Raw genomic sequence first — 13,513 nt, forward strand, 5'->3', positions numbered from 1 at the left:
GCTATCTCAACCGGGTCTGCCGACAGTTCGTGATGCGCATCAGCTATATGGGCCGCTGACGCGGCCCATATAGCATAAGGCTATGCGCGCTCTGGCCTGCTGATACCACAAACAGTCAGCCCGACCATGAGTTTTCGATGTATTTACTGCCTTTTCACACAGTCTGTGCCCATCGCGCACATTACCCAAAATACCCGCCATGGCCGATATCGTTATTTGGGCATCAGTACCGTATCAACCACATGAATCACGCCATTGGCCTGCATCACATCGGCGATGGTGACCGCGGCCTTGCCGCCCTTGGCGTCCATCACCCAGAGCTTGCTGTCGTGGAGCACGACGGTCAGTGGCTCACCCTGAACGGTTTTGAGCACGACCTTGCCGCCATGTGCCTTGGTGTCGGCCATCAATTGCTTGGCGGTCAGGGTGCCGGGCACCACGTGGTAGGTCAGTATCTTCGTCAAGTCCGCCTTGTGTTCTGGTTGCACGAGAGTATCGACTGTACCCGCTGGCAGCTTGGCGAAGGCTTCGTTGGTCGGTGCAAAGACGGTGAACGGACCTTTGCTGTTGAGGGTGTCCACCAGCCCCGCCGCTTTGACCGCAGCCACCAGCGTGGTGTGGTCTTTGGAGTTCATCGCGTTTTCGACAATCGTCTTGTTCGGGTACATCGGCGCGCCCCCGACCATTGGCGGGCTGGCGGCGAAAGCAGGGGATGCGGCCAGGCAGAGGGCGGCCAGACAGGTCGCCGTAATGCGTTGAAGAAGGCTAAGCATGATGCGTCTCCTCGATTCTTTGGCCTTCGGATGAAGGTGAGGAATATACGGAGCGGCCGCCGGCACGGATGCATCACAATGACGATATTTTTCCCTGGGCGATGATCGGTCCGGTCGGAAGCCCGGTCGGCGAACCGTTCAGTGGTTCTAGCGAGACCGCCAGGACTGCACCGTCGGTGAACGCACCCACCAGTCCCGACGGTACGGCCAAGGCGGCAGCAGCGTTGGCCGGCAGCAAGCCGAGCGAGCGCGGTGTGCCGTCGCTACCGATTAGCCAGACCTGGGCACTGCGGTCTTGCCAGGCGGTGTTCCGCGTCGGAACGAACAGCACAGTGGAACCGCCGGGTTGAACGGTCGCGGCGAACAGCGTGATACCGTCGTTCTGCAGCAGGCGGGCCAGCATCGCTGGCGGCGCGGCGGGTGGTGGCCGGACGAGCGTGATAACACTGGCCAGCAGGCAGGCCGCCAGTGCCGCCGAAGTCCAGCGCCAGAACCCGAGGCTACGCCACCAGACGTCTCGTTCGCGCAGCGGCGGGCCACTTGCCGGGAATAGCTGCGTCTCGATCGCCTGCCAGACATGCGCCGAAGGACTGGCCTCGGGCAACCGGTCGAACCAGCAAGCAAAGTGAGACTGCCATGCGGCGATCGCCCTCCGGACATTGGCGTCCCGGGTCGCCAGGCTCTCGATCTGGGCACGCTCCTCGGTACTGAGTACGCCCAGCACGTATTCGGCAATCAACTGATCGCGTTCATCTGGCGGCAGGCCGTGTCCGCTCATAGGCCTAGGCACCCACGCAAGCGCAACAAGCCGCGACGGATCCAGCTTTTCATGGTGCCCAGCGGGATGCTGTGGCGTTCAGCCAGTTCGGCATACGAGCAGCCCTCGAAAAATGCCACACGGATGTAGCGCTGCTGGTCCTCCTCCAGAGTCGCCAGGCAGCGGTCGATCGCGTTGCCCTGACGTTCGCGCTCAACGCTGTCGATGACCTCATCCTGGGCAACCCATTGCGCGACACCGTCGAGTGGTTCGTGAACATGCCGGGCGCGTCGCCGGTCGATGGCCTTGTGCCGGGCGATTGTCGCAAGCCAGGTGTAAGCGCTGGCTAGCCCTGGGTCGAAACTGGACGCCTTGAGCCAGATGCTGGTGTAGGTCTCCTGCAGCACTTCTTCAGCCTCGGCGCGATTGCCCAGGTAGTACAGACAAATTCCGAACAATCGGCCCGAAGTGGCCCGGTACAACGCCTCGAAGGCCAACCGGTTGCCGCCACCGCAAGCCAGCAGAAGGACATCCTGTGCCTGGGCTTCGGTTTCTTCGGCAGTGGGGTCCGTCGTATTCGGTCTGATAGGCAAGGGGCTGTCTCCTGCGGCGCGCTCAATCACTTTAGCCCGCTTTGCCAGCGCTGCGCGGCCGGTCATGGCGAAATTATCCTCTTTTCCTGCAAGCCTCGTGCTGTCTAGTCTTGATATAGGTTTACACCTGTTGCTGGCGCTTTTGGGCTTTGGGCGGGCGACCGCGAAGATTGCTGGGGTGCTTGATGAAAGGATTGCTGCTCTGGCGAACGACGGGCGTTTGCGGATTGCTGATGGGATGGTGATTCCGGCAGCTTCGTCTTGACCCGATATCGTTAGGGTGATGTGAGCCAGAACCTATTGGTGTCAGTTGGGCTCAAACATCACGCGCAGGCTGCAACCTCCACATGTCACTAACTGTCGATCGCGGAATTCCAGGCTTTTCACCCATAGCTTTCTGTGTCAGCCCTTGCCGCTTGCATTCCTGAACCGCCGCCAGCTTACGAAGCCTCTCACTCGTCCGCGAATTCAAAATCTCGCCAGAGACATGGCCAGACATCAGTTCGCCTCCGCCTGATGCCTCGAACGATTCCACCTCTTCCTGAACCAGGGGCGACACATCAGCACAGGAGCAATGCCATCCCGCAACGCCACACACAACGCAAGCAAAGTAACCGGGCTTACCTGCAACGCCTTCGCCAGCTCATCAAACTTGTTCAACGTCGGCGAAGACTTCGCACTCTCCATCAACCAGAGATGCTTGCGGTCACTGGCATCCCCCAGATCCTGCTGGGACAAGCCTTTGACCGCCCTGACCGAGCGCAACACGGCTGCCAGTTCCTTGCTCAATGACATCAGCTTCCTCCCCAAAAGCGAGGATGTAGCCATGCTGCAATGTCCGGTACGACGGCATATATTCCTCATTCCGGATATTGATTGGCATGTCCGAGCAAATGCTGGCGGTACCCGATTTCAGCCGAGTCGCCTGATCTGGATGCCTGATCCTTCAAATACAAGAGGTGCGGAGCAGGGACGTCCGCCAATCCAGAGAGAGCACTACATGAATAAGGACGAGATCGCGGGATGGCCAATGCGCTGATCGAGGATGTCGCGCATTCAATGATGGTGGCGGAGCAGGCTTGAACAGGTCTTGTGCGGCGTCAGATAGCTCAAGCCGTCCAGGTTTCATGCAAGTGGCGCCACAAGACACGTTCTCCTTCCAGGCTGAACAATGCCGTCGAGATTCTTTTCTTCTCACTCTGCTCAGGGATTTGGTGCGTTTCCTGATACCGAATCACCGCTCCTTCCGGCCACTCCGCCAGGGTTTCCATGTCACTGACCTCGATAGTCAATCCTGGCTGGCTGCCGGCGCGCTGGTTGAACAGGGCTGCTAATTGCTCCAGGCTCACTTGAACCCCGGCGGGAGTGATCATCGAGAAGTCAGGATGGAAGCGCTGGAGCATGGCCTCAGTCCGGCGCTCCCCCTTGGCGAAGGTCGCTTCGATCAGAATATGGAGGTCAATGACTTCCTGCATGTAGCCGTTCATATCGTTTCCTTCAAGAAGACGGTCAACGGTGGCCTGACGGTGCGGGGGAGCTGCCACGCGGGCGGTACTCGATCTTCCGGAAACCCATCACAAACTATCCGGATCCCCAAAGAACATCTGAATCCGCGACCTCAACCACTTCTCCCCCGGATCATTATCCTGCGCCCCCCGCCAAGCCATATGCAGCTCGAACGTCCGCGTCTCCAGCGGCAGTTCCTCCGCCCGCAACCCACCCGCAGCAGTGAGGATATCGGCAGTGTAATCAGGCACCGTCGCCACAATATCGGTCCCGGTCAACAAGCTCCCCAACCCGTTGAACTGCGGCACCGCCAGCACCACATGCCGCTGCCGCCCGACCTTGGCCAGTTCCTCATCGATAAACCCGCTCAGATCTCCTGCAAACGACACCAACGCATGCGGCCGCTTGCAGAAGTCATCCAGGCTCAACGCCCCCGGCACGCTATCCGCCCGCAGCAGCTTCGGCATGCTGCGCCGCAGTACCTTGCGCTTGGCATTGGCCGGCAGGTCATCGGTATAGCTGACCCCCACGGAAATCTCGCCGGAAGCCAGCAGGGTAGGCATCAACAGATAGTTGACCCGTCGCACCACCAGCACCACCCCCGGCGCCTCCGCACGCACCCGCTTGAGCAAAAGCGGCAGCAGGGCGAATTCGGCGTCGTCGGAGAGGCCTATGCGAAACACTGCCGTACTCGTCGCTGGATCAAAATCCGCAGCACGACTGACCGCCGTAGAAATGGAATCCAACGCCGGAGACAGCAGTCCAAAGATCTCCACCGCCCGCGCCGATGGCTCCATGCTGCGCCCGGTCCGCACGAACAGCGGATCATCAAACAACGTCCGCAGCCGCGACAAGGCAGCACTGATCGCCGGCTGCCCAAGAAACAGCTTCTCCGCAGCACGGGTCACGCTGCGTTCATGCATGAGGGTCTCGAAAACGATCAGCAGATTGAGATCGACGCGGCGCAGGTCGTTACGGTTCATCGGCTTCGCTTCGCTGGCGGTGTGGGGCAAGGGATGAATCTTACGGACAAAGGCGTTACCCTGCATCGGTTATGTGGCGGTAGGCCAGTGTACGACAAGGCCCCGGGCATGAGCCCAATCGATGACAGGCATGTCGACTATTAATGACCACTGATGGTCTAACCGTGAAAGCCCCGATAGAGTTCAGGGCATTAGAGGTTCACTAGGCGAGGTTTGCGATGTCCCGCATGATCCGTATCCACAAGTTCGGTCAGGCCGAGGTGCTCAAGATAGAGGAGTTGCCAACGCCCGCGCCGGCTGCCGGGGAAGTGCAGATTCGCGTCCAGGCGATCGGCGTCAGTTGGTATGACGTGCTCTGGCGGCAGAATCTGGCACCGTCCCAGGCGCGTCTGCCGGCCGGTATCGGCCACGAGATGGCAGGCGTGGTGACGGCCGTGGGCGAGGGCGTCGAGGACCTGGCCGTTGGTGACAAGGTCGCCAGCTTCCCGGCCACCAGCCCCAACGAGCATCCGGTGTACGGCGAAATCATCGTCCTGCCGCGCACGGCGCTGACCCGTTACCCGGATATCCTCACACCGATCGAGGCCAGCGTGCACTACACGCCGTTCCTCATGGCGTACTTCGCTTATGTCGACCTGGCTCGGGCCAAGGCTGGGCAGACTGCGCTGATCACCGATGCCAGCCACTGCGCCGGGCCGTCCTTCGTGCAACTGGGCAAGGCCCTGGGCCTGAAGGTGATCGCTGCCACCCGTAACGCCGAGGAGCGCGAGCCGCTGCTCAAGCTGGGCGCCGACAAGGTCATCGTCACCGAGGAGCAGGATCTGCTCATGCAGATCAACAAGATCACCGACAACCGTGGCGTCGACATGGTCCTCGACGGCCTGGGCGGGCCGCAGATGTCGTTGCTTGGCGATGTTCTCGCGCCCCGTGGCAGCCTGGTGCTGTACGGCCTGCAGGGCGGCAACCAGACGCCATTCCCGGCCTGCGCGGCCTTCCAGAAGAACATCCAGTTCTTCGTTCACTGCATCAGTAACTTCACCGGCAAGCCGGAGCTGGGCATTACCCAGGACCAGGTCGCGCTGCATCGCGCCCTGCGCGATATCAACCAGTTCACGGCAGACCGCCAACTGCTGCCGCAGATCATCCAGGTCTATCCGTTCGAGCTGGCGGTAGACGCCCACCGGCATATGGACGAGTGTCCTTGCGGCGGTCGTGTGGTGCTGGAGCTGCCCGACGCCTGACGCACTTTTCCGGCGTATCCCACCAAACCCGAGAGCTCTCTCGGGTTTTTTTGTGAATTTTGCCTTCTGAAATTTCAGAAATTTCCTATTAGTCTTATAGGGACTAAGGACATTGCTTGGGCTATGTTGTTGCTGTCGGAAACAAGGTACTTCGCCGTCTGGAGAATTACCCGGGGCCAAGGAAAAGTGCCTCGGTCTTCGTGGCATGAACCTGTTCGCCGATAGAGAAAGTGTTCTGTCTGCCGTCGTCTCAAGGAGCGAGATATGTTCGTGGAATTACCCGATCGAACCGGGGCCCTGACTGTGCGGGTTTGCGCGGTCCCCGGGAATGCCCCGCCGTGGGCTCCTACAACTTGTCAGTTGGCTCTGTAGGAAAGTAAGAAGTTTCCTGCAAATACAAACGAGGCGCTGAAAATACAGGCGCTGAATGTTTCGATAACTACGCAAATTCACTTTTGCGGGTGGTCCGCAAGTTTTTATTGATTGCGACAAATATCAGGGAATTGAATATGGGTGCGATTCACGACCAAGCCATGCAGTACGTCTACCAGCAAGTATTGCAGCGGGTGCTCGAACGGATGACCCAGGGACAGCGCGCTTCTCTGCAACTGCTGGTCCAGCGTCTGCTGGTGATTGCTGGCGGGCTCGATTGCATCGGCGGGTTGAAGGTGATGCTGGTGCACACCGGCAGCCAGGACAGCACCCAGAGCCTGGCCTTTCTGCGCGCCGCGCAACTGACCCTGGCGGCGCGCTCGCCCGGCACCTTCAACCTGCGCATCGCCGCCGCCCGGCACAGCGACATGCCGGCAGTGGTGCTGAGCAATATCGAGCGGGCCTTCGCTGCGCTGGTGGTGCACGACGATCCGCGGGTCGAGTTGCTGATGCTGGAAGACGGCCAGGTGCGGCCCTTCGACGCCCGCCAGCCGATCTCGCGCCAGCAGCAACAGGCTGATCGTCATGCCGTGCTGATGGTCGGGCATCTCACGGCGGGCGATACGCAGATGTCCCTGGGCCATCGGCAATACCTCGACCTGGCCGACCTGCATCGCCTCGGTGCTTCCTGGGATGGCGGGGTGGATGTGTTGATCAGCGGTGAACCGATCCTGCAGCGCAAGCGCTTTCTTGCCACGGCGTTGCGCATGATGCGCGCCGCCGGGGTGTCGCGGGTGCGTCCTCTGGAAACCTTCCCGCGGACGCTGTTCGAGGTGGTGACGGCGATCCGCGAGGAGTACCGGCTGCCGCAGCCGGTCGAGGCGGCCACGGAAGCGCCCGCCTTCGAGCCTCGGGTGCGTCTGCCAAGGGTCATCGCCATCGACGACCTGACCCACGACCCGGCCTGTGGTCACGGCCGCCTGCTGGCCGAACTGCTGCGTTACGAGCATGACGAGTGGGCGTTCGGCTTTCCCCGTAATGAGGTTGGCAATCCGCTCTTGCGCGCGCACCTGCAAGGGTTGCGCCGGGAATTCATCGAGGAGGGCTGCTATCAGGATGGCCTCGATGGCTGCCTGCAACGCAGTGAGGAGGCGATGAAGCGCCAGCAACTGCCGTCGGCCTTGCGCGAGCAACTGCTCGGGCCCTGGCAGAAGGGCGAGGACCTGCAGCAGGTGAGACGCCTGGCCGGGGATTTCGCCTCCCAGGCCTGGGGCATCAGCGAGACGCAACTGGTGTGCCTGCTGTTCGCGCCGATCGTCAGTCAGGGCAGGGGGCTTGAAGCCTTCCTGCGCCGTTGCCACCCGGGCATGCTGGTGGCGCTGCCGTACCTGCACAAGGCGCTTCAGGGTCATCCTGCCACTGACCCGGTGATCCAGTGGCTGACTGGCACCAGCGGCCTGCCGATGGCCACCCTGCAAACCCTCTACCGCCGCACGCCATTGATGACGCCTGCTACCGAGCCGATCGACCACTGATCCCCCACGGTTGCCAATCGGGCTTATCTGTATGTATAACCAGTGTCCGTTTTCCCCTGGTTATGCGCCCCGTGATCGCCGACTCCCTCAACGACCCGTTCTATTACCTGCACAACTTCCGTCAGGTGCTGGATTGGCTGCGCCTGCGCTACAGCGACCTGCTGGACGACGAGGAGCGGGCATTCATCGAGGGTTTCGAGGGGTTGCCGCAACCGAGCCAGGCCCTGCTGGTGCGTATGGTGATGCGCAAGGGCGTGCTGTTCCGCGGGCGGCGGCTGGCCTATGACGAGATTGGCCCGACCGCAGTGGCGATGGTGCCGCTGCTGGAACTGGGTTGGGTCGATAGCGAAGCGCTGCTGGGGCTGGATGAGTTGTTCCAGCTCCTGCTGAAGGACGAAATCAGCCGCTGCTTCGCTGCCCACCTGAGCCGCCCGAAGGCCGCCAAGCACGAGCTGTTCGAGCAGTTGCAAGCGCTCTTCCCCGAGCCGCGCCCGCTGCGCGACTGGTGGCCCGAGTGCGACGAGGCGATCTACGCGCTGCGCCAGCAGGCGGTATGCGACCGCCTGCGCCTGCTGTTCTTCGGCAATCTGTACCAGGACTGGTCCGAGTTCGTGCTCGCCGACCTTGGCCTGCTGCGTTACGAGCAGGTGGACTTCGGCAGTGACTCCCGGGCCCTGCGCGAGCGCGCCGATGTCGAGTTGTGCCTGGCCCTGCACGCTTGCGCCGAGCAGATGGAAGGCGAAGTGGATGTCGAGCGGCTGCTGGGGCGTCTGGAAGGCCTGGGTACCGCCAACCCCTGGCTGGAGCGGCGCCGGGCGAAATTGCAGTACCAGCTGGCCTACCTGTGCGAGCGCGCCGGTGACTGGTCCCGAGCATTGACCATCTATGCCGCCTGCGCCCACCCACAGGCCCGCGAGCGACATATCCGCGTGCTGGAGCACAGTGGTGACTACCAGGTAGCACTGAAACTGGCGACCCTCGCCGCCGAGCGTCCCGGCAATGCCGCCGAAGCCCAGGCCCTGACCCGCATCCTCCCGCGGCTGCGGCGCAAGCTGGGCGGCCCGCCACAGCCACGGCGCAAGGCCCAGGCCGTCAGCCGCCTGGACCTGACGCTGCCGGCCGACTGGGCCGGGCTTGGCGTCGAGCGGGCGGTGCTGGTGCATTTCGAGCTGCCGGACGCGCCCGTGCACTACGTCGAGAACACCCTGTTCAACAGCCTGTTTGGCCTGCTGTGTTGGCGGGCCATCTTCGCGCCGCTGCCGGGCGCCTTCTTCCACCCGTTCCAGAGCGGCCCGCAGGATCTGCTGGACGCCGGCTTCCACAGTCGCCGCGCCGAGCTGTTCGCCGATTGCCTGGGGCAACTGGACGATGGCCGTTACCGCCAGACCATGCGCGATACCTATACGGCCAAGCACGGCCTGCAATCGCCCTTCGTTTACTGGGAACTGCTCACCCCCGAGCTGTTGGCGCTGGCCCTCGACTGTCTGCCGCCGGCGCACCTGAAGCAGTGCTTCCTGCGCCTGCTGGAGGATATCCAGGCCAACCGCGCCGGCATGCCCGACCTGATCCAGTTCTGGCCCCGGGAAAAGCGCTACCGGATGATCGAGGTCAAAGGCCCGGGTGACCGCCTGCAGGACAACCAGTTGCGCTGGATCGAGTTCTGCACCGCCCATGGCCTGCCGGTGGATGTCTGCCATGTACAGTGGGCCGAGGCATGACCTACAAGGTGGCGGTGCGCAGCCTGTGCGAGTTCACCGCCAAGGTCGGTGACCTGGACCTGCGTTTCACCCCGTCGCCCACGGCCCAGGAAGGCATCGCCGGCCATCGTCGGGTGGTTGGCCGGCGCGGCGAGGGCTATGAGGCGGAAGTGGCACTGGAAGGGCGCTTCGGCGAGCTGGAAGTGCGCGGACGTGCCGACGGTTACCAACCGGCCAGCAACTGCCTGGAAGAGATCAAGACCCACCGCGGCGACCTCGCCAGCCAGCCGGACAACCACCGGCAACTGCACTGGGCTCAGGCCAGGGTCTATGGCTGGCTTATGTGCCAGTCACGCGGGCTGGCGTCGATCAAGCTGGCGCTGGTCTATCTGGATGTCGACAGCGACCAGGAAACCCGTTTCGAATGCAACGCCGGCGCTGCCGAGCTGGAAGCCTTCTTCGACGACCAATGCCGGCGCTTCATCCAGTGGGCCGAAGCCCAGTCGAGGCGCCTGACGCAGCGCGATGCCGGCCTGAATGCCCTGGGCTTTCCCTGGCCGTCCTTGCGCAAGGGCCAGCGCGAGCTGGCGGAAACCGTGTACAAGGCTGTCAGCACCGGACGCTGCCTGATGGCCCAGGCCACCACCGGCATCGGCAAGACCCTCGGCACCCTGTTCCCGTTGCTCAAGGCCATGCCGCGCCAGGCGCTGGACAAGGTCCTGTTTCTTACCGCCAAGACGCCCGGTCGTGCGCTCGGCCTGGATGCCGTGCGCCAGGTCATGGACGCCAGCCCGGAACTGGCCCTGCGTACCCTGGAACTGGTGGCCCGGGACAAGGCCTGCGAGTACCCCGGCACCGCCTGCCATGGCGAAGCCTGTCCGTTGGCGAAAGGCTTCTACGACCGTTTGCCTGCAGCCCGGGAAGCGGCGATGAAACGGTCGCTGCTGGACAAGGCGCAGGTGCGCGAGGTGGCGCTGGCCCATGAGGTCTGCCCGTATTACCTGGCCCAGGAGCTGGCGCGCTGGGTCGATGTGCTCGTGGCCGACTACAACTACTACTTCGACCAGAGCGCCTTGCTCTTCGGCCTGGCCCAGACCGAGCAGTGGCGCCTGGCCGTGGCGGTGGACGAGGCGCACAACCTGGTGGAGCGGGCGCGGCAGATGTACAGCGCCAGCATCGACCAGGGCCAGTTGCAGGCCTTGCGCCGTGCACCGCCGGCAGGCATGGCCAGCGCCCTGCAAAGCCTCAATCGCGAGTGGAATCGTCTCTATAAAGACCAGATTACGTCGTACCAGGCCAGTAACGAGCTGCCGACGGCGTTGCTCAAGGTCTTGCAGCGTTGCGTCGGGCTGGTCCAGGACCTGATGAACCGCACCCCGCAGGCCGTGGACCCGGCGCTGTTACAGTTCTTCTTCCAGGCTTTGCAATTCACCCGGCTGGCGGAGGTGTTCGATGAGCATTTCCTGTTCGATATCAGCCTGCGCGGGGCAGGGCGCAAGCGCCTGGCCAGCCTGTGCCTGCGCAACGTGGTGCCGGCGCCCTTGATCGGTCCGCGCATCACCGCGGCGCGCAGTGTCGTGCTGTTTTCCGCCACCCTCAGCCCCCGGCATTTCTACGCCGACGTGCTGGGCATGCCCGCCGATACTGCCTGGCTGGAGGTGGACTCGCCCTTTGTCGCCGAGCAACTGAAGGTGCGCATCGTCAGCGAGGTGTCGACCCGCTACCAGCATCGCCAGGCTTCGTTGGCACCCATCGTCGAGCTGATCGCCCGGCAATACTACGAGGAGCCGGGCAACTACCTGGCATTCTTCAGCAGCTTCGATTACTTGCAGCAGGTGGCGACATTGCTGGCCGAGCGCCACCCGGCCATCACCCACTGGGCCCAATCCTCGGGAATGGACGAGGAGCAGCGTCAGGCCTTTCTCGAGCGTTTCGTCGAGGACGGTCGCGGCATCGGTTTCGCCGTGCTCGGTGGCGCCTTCGCCGAGGGCGTGGACCTGCCGGGCACGCGCCTGATCGGCGCCTTCATCGCCACCCTCGGCTTGCCTCAGGTCAATCCGGTGAACGAGCAGCTCAAGCAACGCATGGCCAGCCTGTTCAGCGCTGGTTTCGACTACACCTACCTCTATCCCGGGGTGCGCAAGGTAATCCAGGCGGCCGGGCGGGTGATCCGGGGGACCGAGGATCGCGGCACGGTGCTGCTGATCGACGACCGCTTCGCCGAAGCCCGCGTGCGACGCATGTTTCCGTCCTGGTGGGCACCGCAGAAGAATTAAATTTCATGTGGGAATCTTCGCCGTCGCCAGACAGTCGAAGTGCCAGTAAACTGTCGTGTTTTCATCACCCTGAAATTCCATTCTTGAGGTTTTGCATGAAGCTCAGTCCTCTGGCGGGCAAACTGGCCCCGGCCTCCGTGCTGGTCGATATTCCCCGCCTGCTGACCGCCTACTACACCGGCCAGCCCGATGCCTCGGTCGCGACCCAGCGGGTTGCCTTCGGCACTTCCGGGCATCGCGGCAGCTCCCTGGACCTGAGTTTCAACGAGCACCACGTCCTTGCCATCAGCCAGGCCATCTGCCTGTACCGCCAGGCCCAGGGCATCGACGGCCCGCTGTTCATCGGCGCCGACACTCACGCCCTGTCGACCCCGGCGGCGGCCAGTGCCCTGGAAGTGCTGGCGGCCAATGGCGTCGAGGTGATGTTGTCGAGGGACGACGAATACACGCCGACCCCGGCGATTTCCCACGCCATCCTCTGCTACAACCGCGGTCGCACCAGCGGCCTGGCCGATGGCATCGTCATCACCCCGTCGCACAACCCGCCGCAAAGCGGTGGCTTCAAGTACAACCCGCCCAACGGTGGCCCGGCCGACAGCCATGTGACCAAGTGGATCGAGGCCAAGGCCAACGAACTGCTGGCCGAGGGCCTGAAAGGCGTCAAGCGCCTGCCTTACGAGCGGGCGCTGAAAGCGTCCACCACCCATCGTCATGACTATGTAGGCTCCTACGTCGCCGACTTGGTCAACGTCATCGACTTCGACGCCATCCGCGGCGCCAACCTGCGCCTGGGCGTCGATCCGCTGGGCGGCGCCGGGGTGCGCTACTGGTCGGCGATCGCCGAGCATTACAAGCTGAACCTGGAAGTGGTCAACGACGCGGTCGACCCGACTTTCCGCTTCATGTCCGTGGACTGGGACGGCCAGATCCGCATGGACCCGTCCTCGCCGTACGCCATGCAGGGCCTGATCGGCCTGCGCGAGCGCTTCGACGTGGCCTTCGCCTGCGACCCGGATCATGACCGCCACGGCATCGTCACCTCGGCCGGGCTGCTGGCGCCGAACAACTACCTGGCGGTGGCCATCGACTACCTGTTCCAGAACCGTCCGCAGTGGCGCGCCGATGCTGCGGTGGGCAAGACCGTGGTCAGCAGCGGTCTGATCGACCGTGTCACCGCGCGCCTGGGCCGTCGTCTGTACGAAGTGCCGGTGGGCTTCAAGTTCTTTGCCGACGGCCTGTTCGACGGCTCCCTGGGCTTTGGTGGCGAGGAGAGTGCGGGGGCGTCGTTCCTGCGCCTGGACGGCAGCGTCTGGAGCACCGACAAGGACGGCCTGATCCCGTCGCTGCTGGCTGCCGAGATGACCGCCCGTACCGGTCGCAACCCGGCCCAAGCCTATGCCGCGCTGACCGCCGAGCTGGGCGAGCCGTTTGCCACCCGCGTCGAGGCCAAGGCCAATCCGCAGCAGAAGGCCCTGTTGAGCAAGCTGGCGCCGGAGCAAGTGAAGTCCACCGAGCTTGCGGGTGAGCCGATCGAGCAGATCCTCAGCCATGCGCCGGGCAATGACCAGGCCATCGGTGGCCTGAAGGTGATGACCGCCAACGGCTGGTTCGCTGCGCGGCCGTCGGGCACCGAGGACATCTACAAGATCTACGCCGAGAGCTTCGTCGACGATGCGCACCTGCAGCGTCTGGTGGCCGAGGCGCAGGAACTGGTGGACAACGCGATCGCCTGACGGATCGCATACCTTGTGGGAGCGGGTGAACCTGCTCCCACAGGGGT

Annotated in this window: 12 protein-coding genes; 6 read left to right on the plus strand and 6 right to left on the minus strand. The window is 63.3% G+C overall.

The features are described 5' to 3' along the window. Positions 1-212: 212 nt before the first annotated feature. The 3 genes from AC5QPF_RS14305 to AC5QPF_RS14315 all read right to left on the minus strand — a co-directional run bounded on the left by AC5QPF_RS14305 (position 213) and on the right by AC5QPF_RS14315 (position 2,189). Positions 213-773 carry a fasciclin domain-containing protein gene (locus AC5QPF_RS14305; protein ID WP_494963843.1) on the minus strand — a complete coding sequence of 187 codons (561 nt, stop codon included), beginning with the start codon at positions 771-773 and terminating at the stop codon, positions 213-215. A gap of 73 nt (positions 774-846) precedes the next feature. Further along, positions 847-1,551 (minus strand): anti-sigma factor domain-containing protein, encoded by a 705-nt coding sequence (locus AC5QPF_RS14310; protein ID WP_494963844.1) that lies wholly within the window; start codon positions 1,549-1,551, stop codon positions 847-849. After that, positions 1,548-2,189 (minus strand): sigma-70 family RNA polymerase sigma factor, encoded by a 642-nt coding sequence (locus AC5QPF_RS14315; protein ID WP_494963845.1) that lies wholly within the window; start codon positions 2,187-2,189, stop codon positions 1,548-1,550. The genes AC5QPF_RS14310 and AC5QPF_RS14315 overlap by 4 nt, the downstream gene beginning before the upstream one ends. On the opposite strand from AC5QPF_RS14315, the gene AC5QPF_RS14320 reads away from it, so the two are divergent. Next, entirely contained in the window at positions 2,188-2,388 is a 201-nt protein-coding gene (locus tag AC5QPF_RS14320; RefSeq protein WP_494963846.1) for a hypothetical protein, read from the plus strand. The two genes, AC5QPF_RS14315 and AC5QPF_RS14320, sit on opposite strands and share 2 nt — an antisense overlap. Positions 2,389-2,621: 233 nt before the next feature. Here the strand turns inward: AC5QPF_RS14320 and AC5QPF_RS14325 are convergent, their stop codons facing one another. The 3 genes from AC5QPF_RS14325 to AC5QPF_RS14335 all read right to left on the minus strand — a co-directional run bounded on the left by AC5QPF_RS14325 (position 2,622) and on the right by AC5QPF_RS14335 (position 4,612). Then, the gene (locus AC5QPF_RS14325) at positions 2,622-2,918 is read right to left on the minus strand and encodes a helix-turn-helix domain-containing protein (RefSeq protein ID WP_494963847.1); all 297 of its coding nucleotides are present in this window, start codon (positions 2,916-2,918) and stop codon (positions 2,622-2,624) included. Between the two features lie 314 nt (positions 2,919-3,232). Further along, positions 3,233-3,610, minus strand: coding sequence for a DUF4440 domain-containing protein (locus AC5QPF_RS14330; RefSeq protein WP_494963848.1), 378 nt, complete (start codon positions 3,608-3,610; stop codon positions 3,233-3,235). Between the two features lie 87 nt (positions 3,611-3,697). Continuing rightward, entirely contained in the window at positions 3,698-4,612 is a 915-nt protein-coding gene (locus tag AC5QPF_RS14335) for a LysR substrate-binding domain-containing protein (RefSeq protein WP_494963849.1), read from the minus strand. Positions 4,613-4,830: 218 nt separating this feature from the next. Here AC5QPF_RS14335 and AC5QPF_RS14340 point away from each other — a divergent pair, with 218 nt between their 5' ends. From AC5QPF_RS14340 to pgm, 5 genes are all read left to right on the plus strand, one after another. Continuing rightward, on the plus strand, positions 4,831-5,853 hold the full coding sequence (locus tag AC5QPF_RS14340) for a zinc-binding dehydrogenase (protein WP_494963850.1): 1,023 nt from the start codon (positions 4,831-4,833) through the stop codon (positions 5,851-5,853). 509 nt (positions 5,854-6,362) lie between these two features. Continuing rightward, on the plus strand, positions 6,363-7,760 hold the full coding sequence (locus AC5QPF_RS14345; RefSeq protein WP_494963851.1) for a hypothetical protein: 1,398 nt from the start codon (positions 6,363-6,365) through the stop codon (positions 7,758-7,760). 71 nt (positions 7,761-7,831) lie between these two features. Continuing rightward, positions 7,832-9,478, plus strand: coding sequence for a VRR-NUC domain-containing protein (locus AC5QPF_RS14350; protein ID WP_494963852.1), 1,647 nt, complete (start codon positions 7,832-7,834; stop codon positions 9,476-9,478). Then, positions 9,475-11,733 carry a helicase C-terminal domain-containing protein gene (locus AC5QPF_RS14355; RefSeq protein WP_494963853.1) on the plus strand — a complete coding sequence of 753 codons (2,259 nt, stop codon included), beginning with the start codon at positions 9,475-9,477 and terminating at the stop codon, positions 11,731-11,733. The genes AC5QPF_RS14350 and AC5QPF_RS14355 overlap by 4 nt, the downstream gene beginning before the upstream one ends. Before the next feature lie 95 nt (positions 11,734-11,828). Next, positions 11,829-13,466 carry a phosphoglucomutase (alpha-D-glucose-1,6-bisphosphate-dependent) gene (gene pgm / locus AC5QPF_RS14360; protein WP_494963854.1) on the plus strand — a complete coding sequence of 546 codons (1,638 nt, stop codon included), beginning with the start codon at positions 11,829-11,831 and terminating at the stop codon, positions 13,464-13,466. Positions 13,467-13,513 lie beyond the last annotated feature (47 nt).

The sequence above is a fragment of the Pseudomonas sp. Con_6 genome (genome assembly GCF_059379395.1).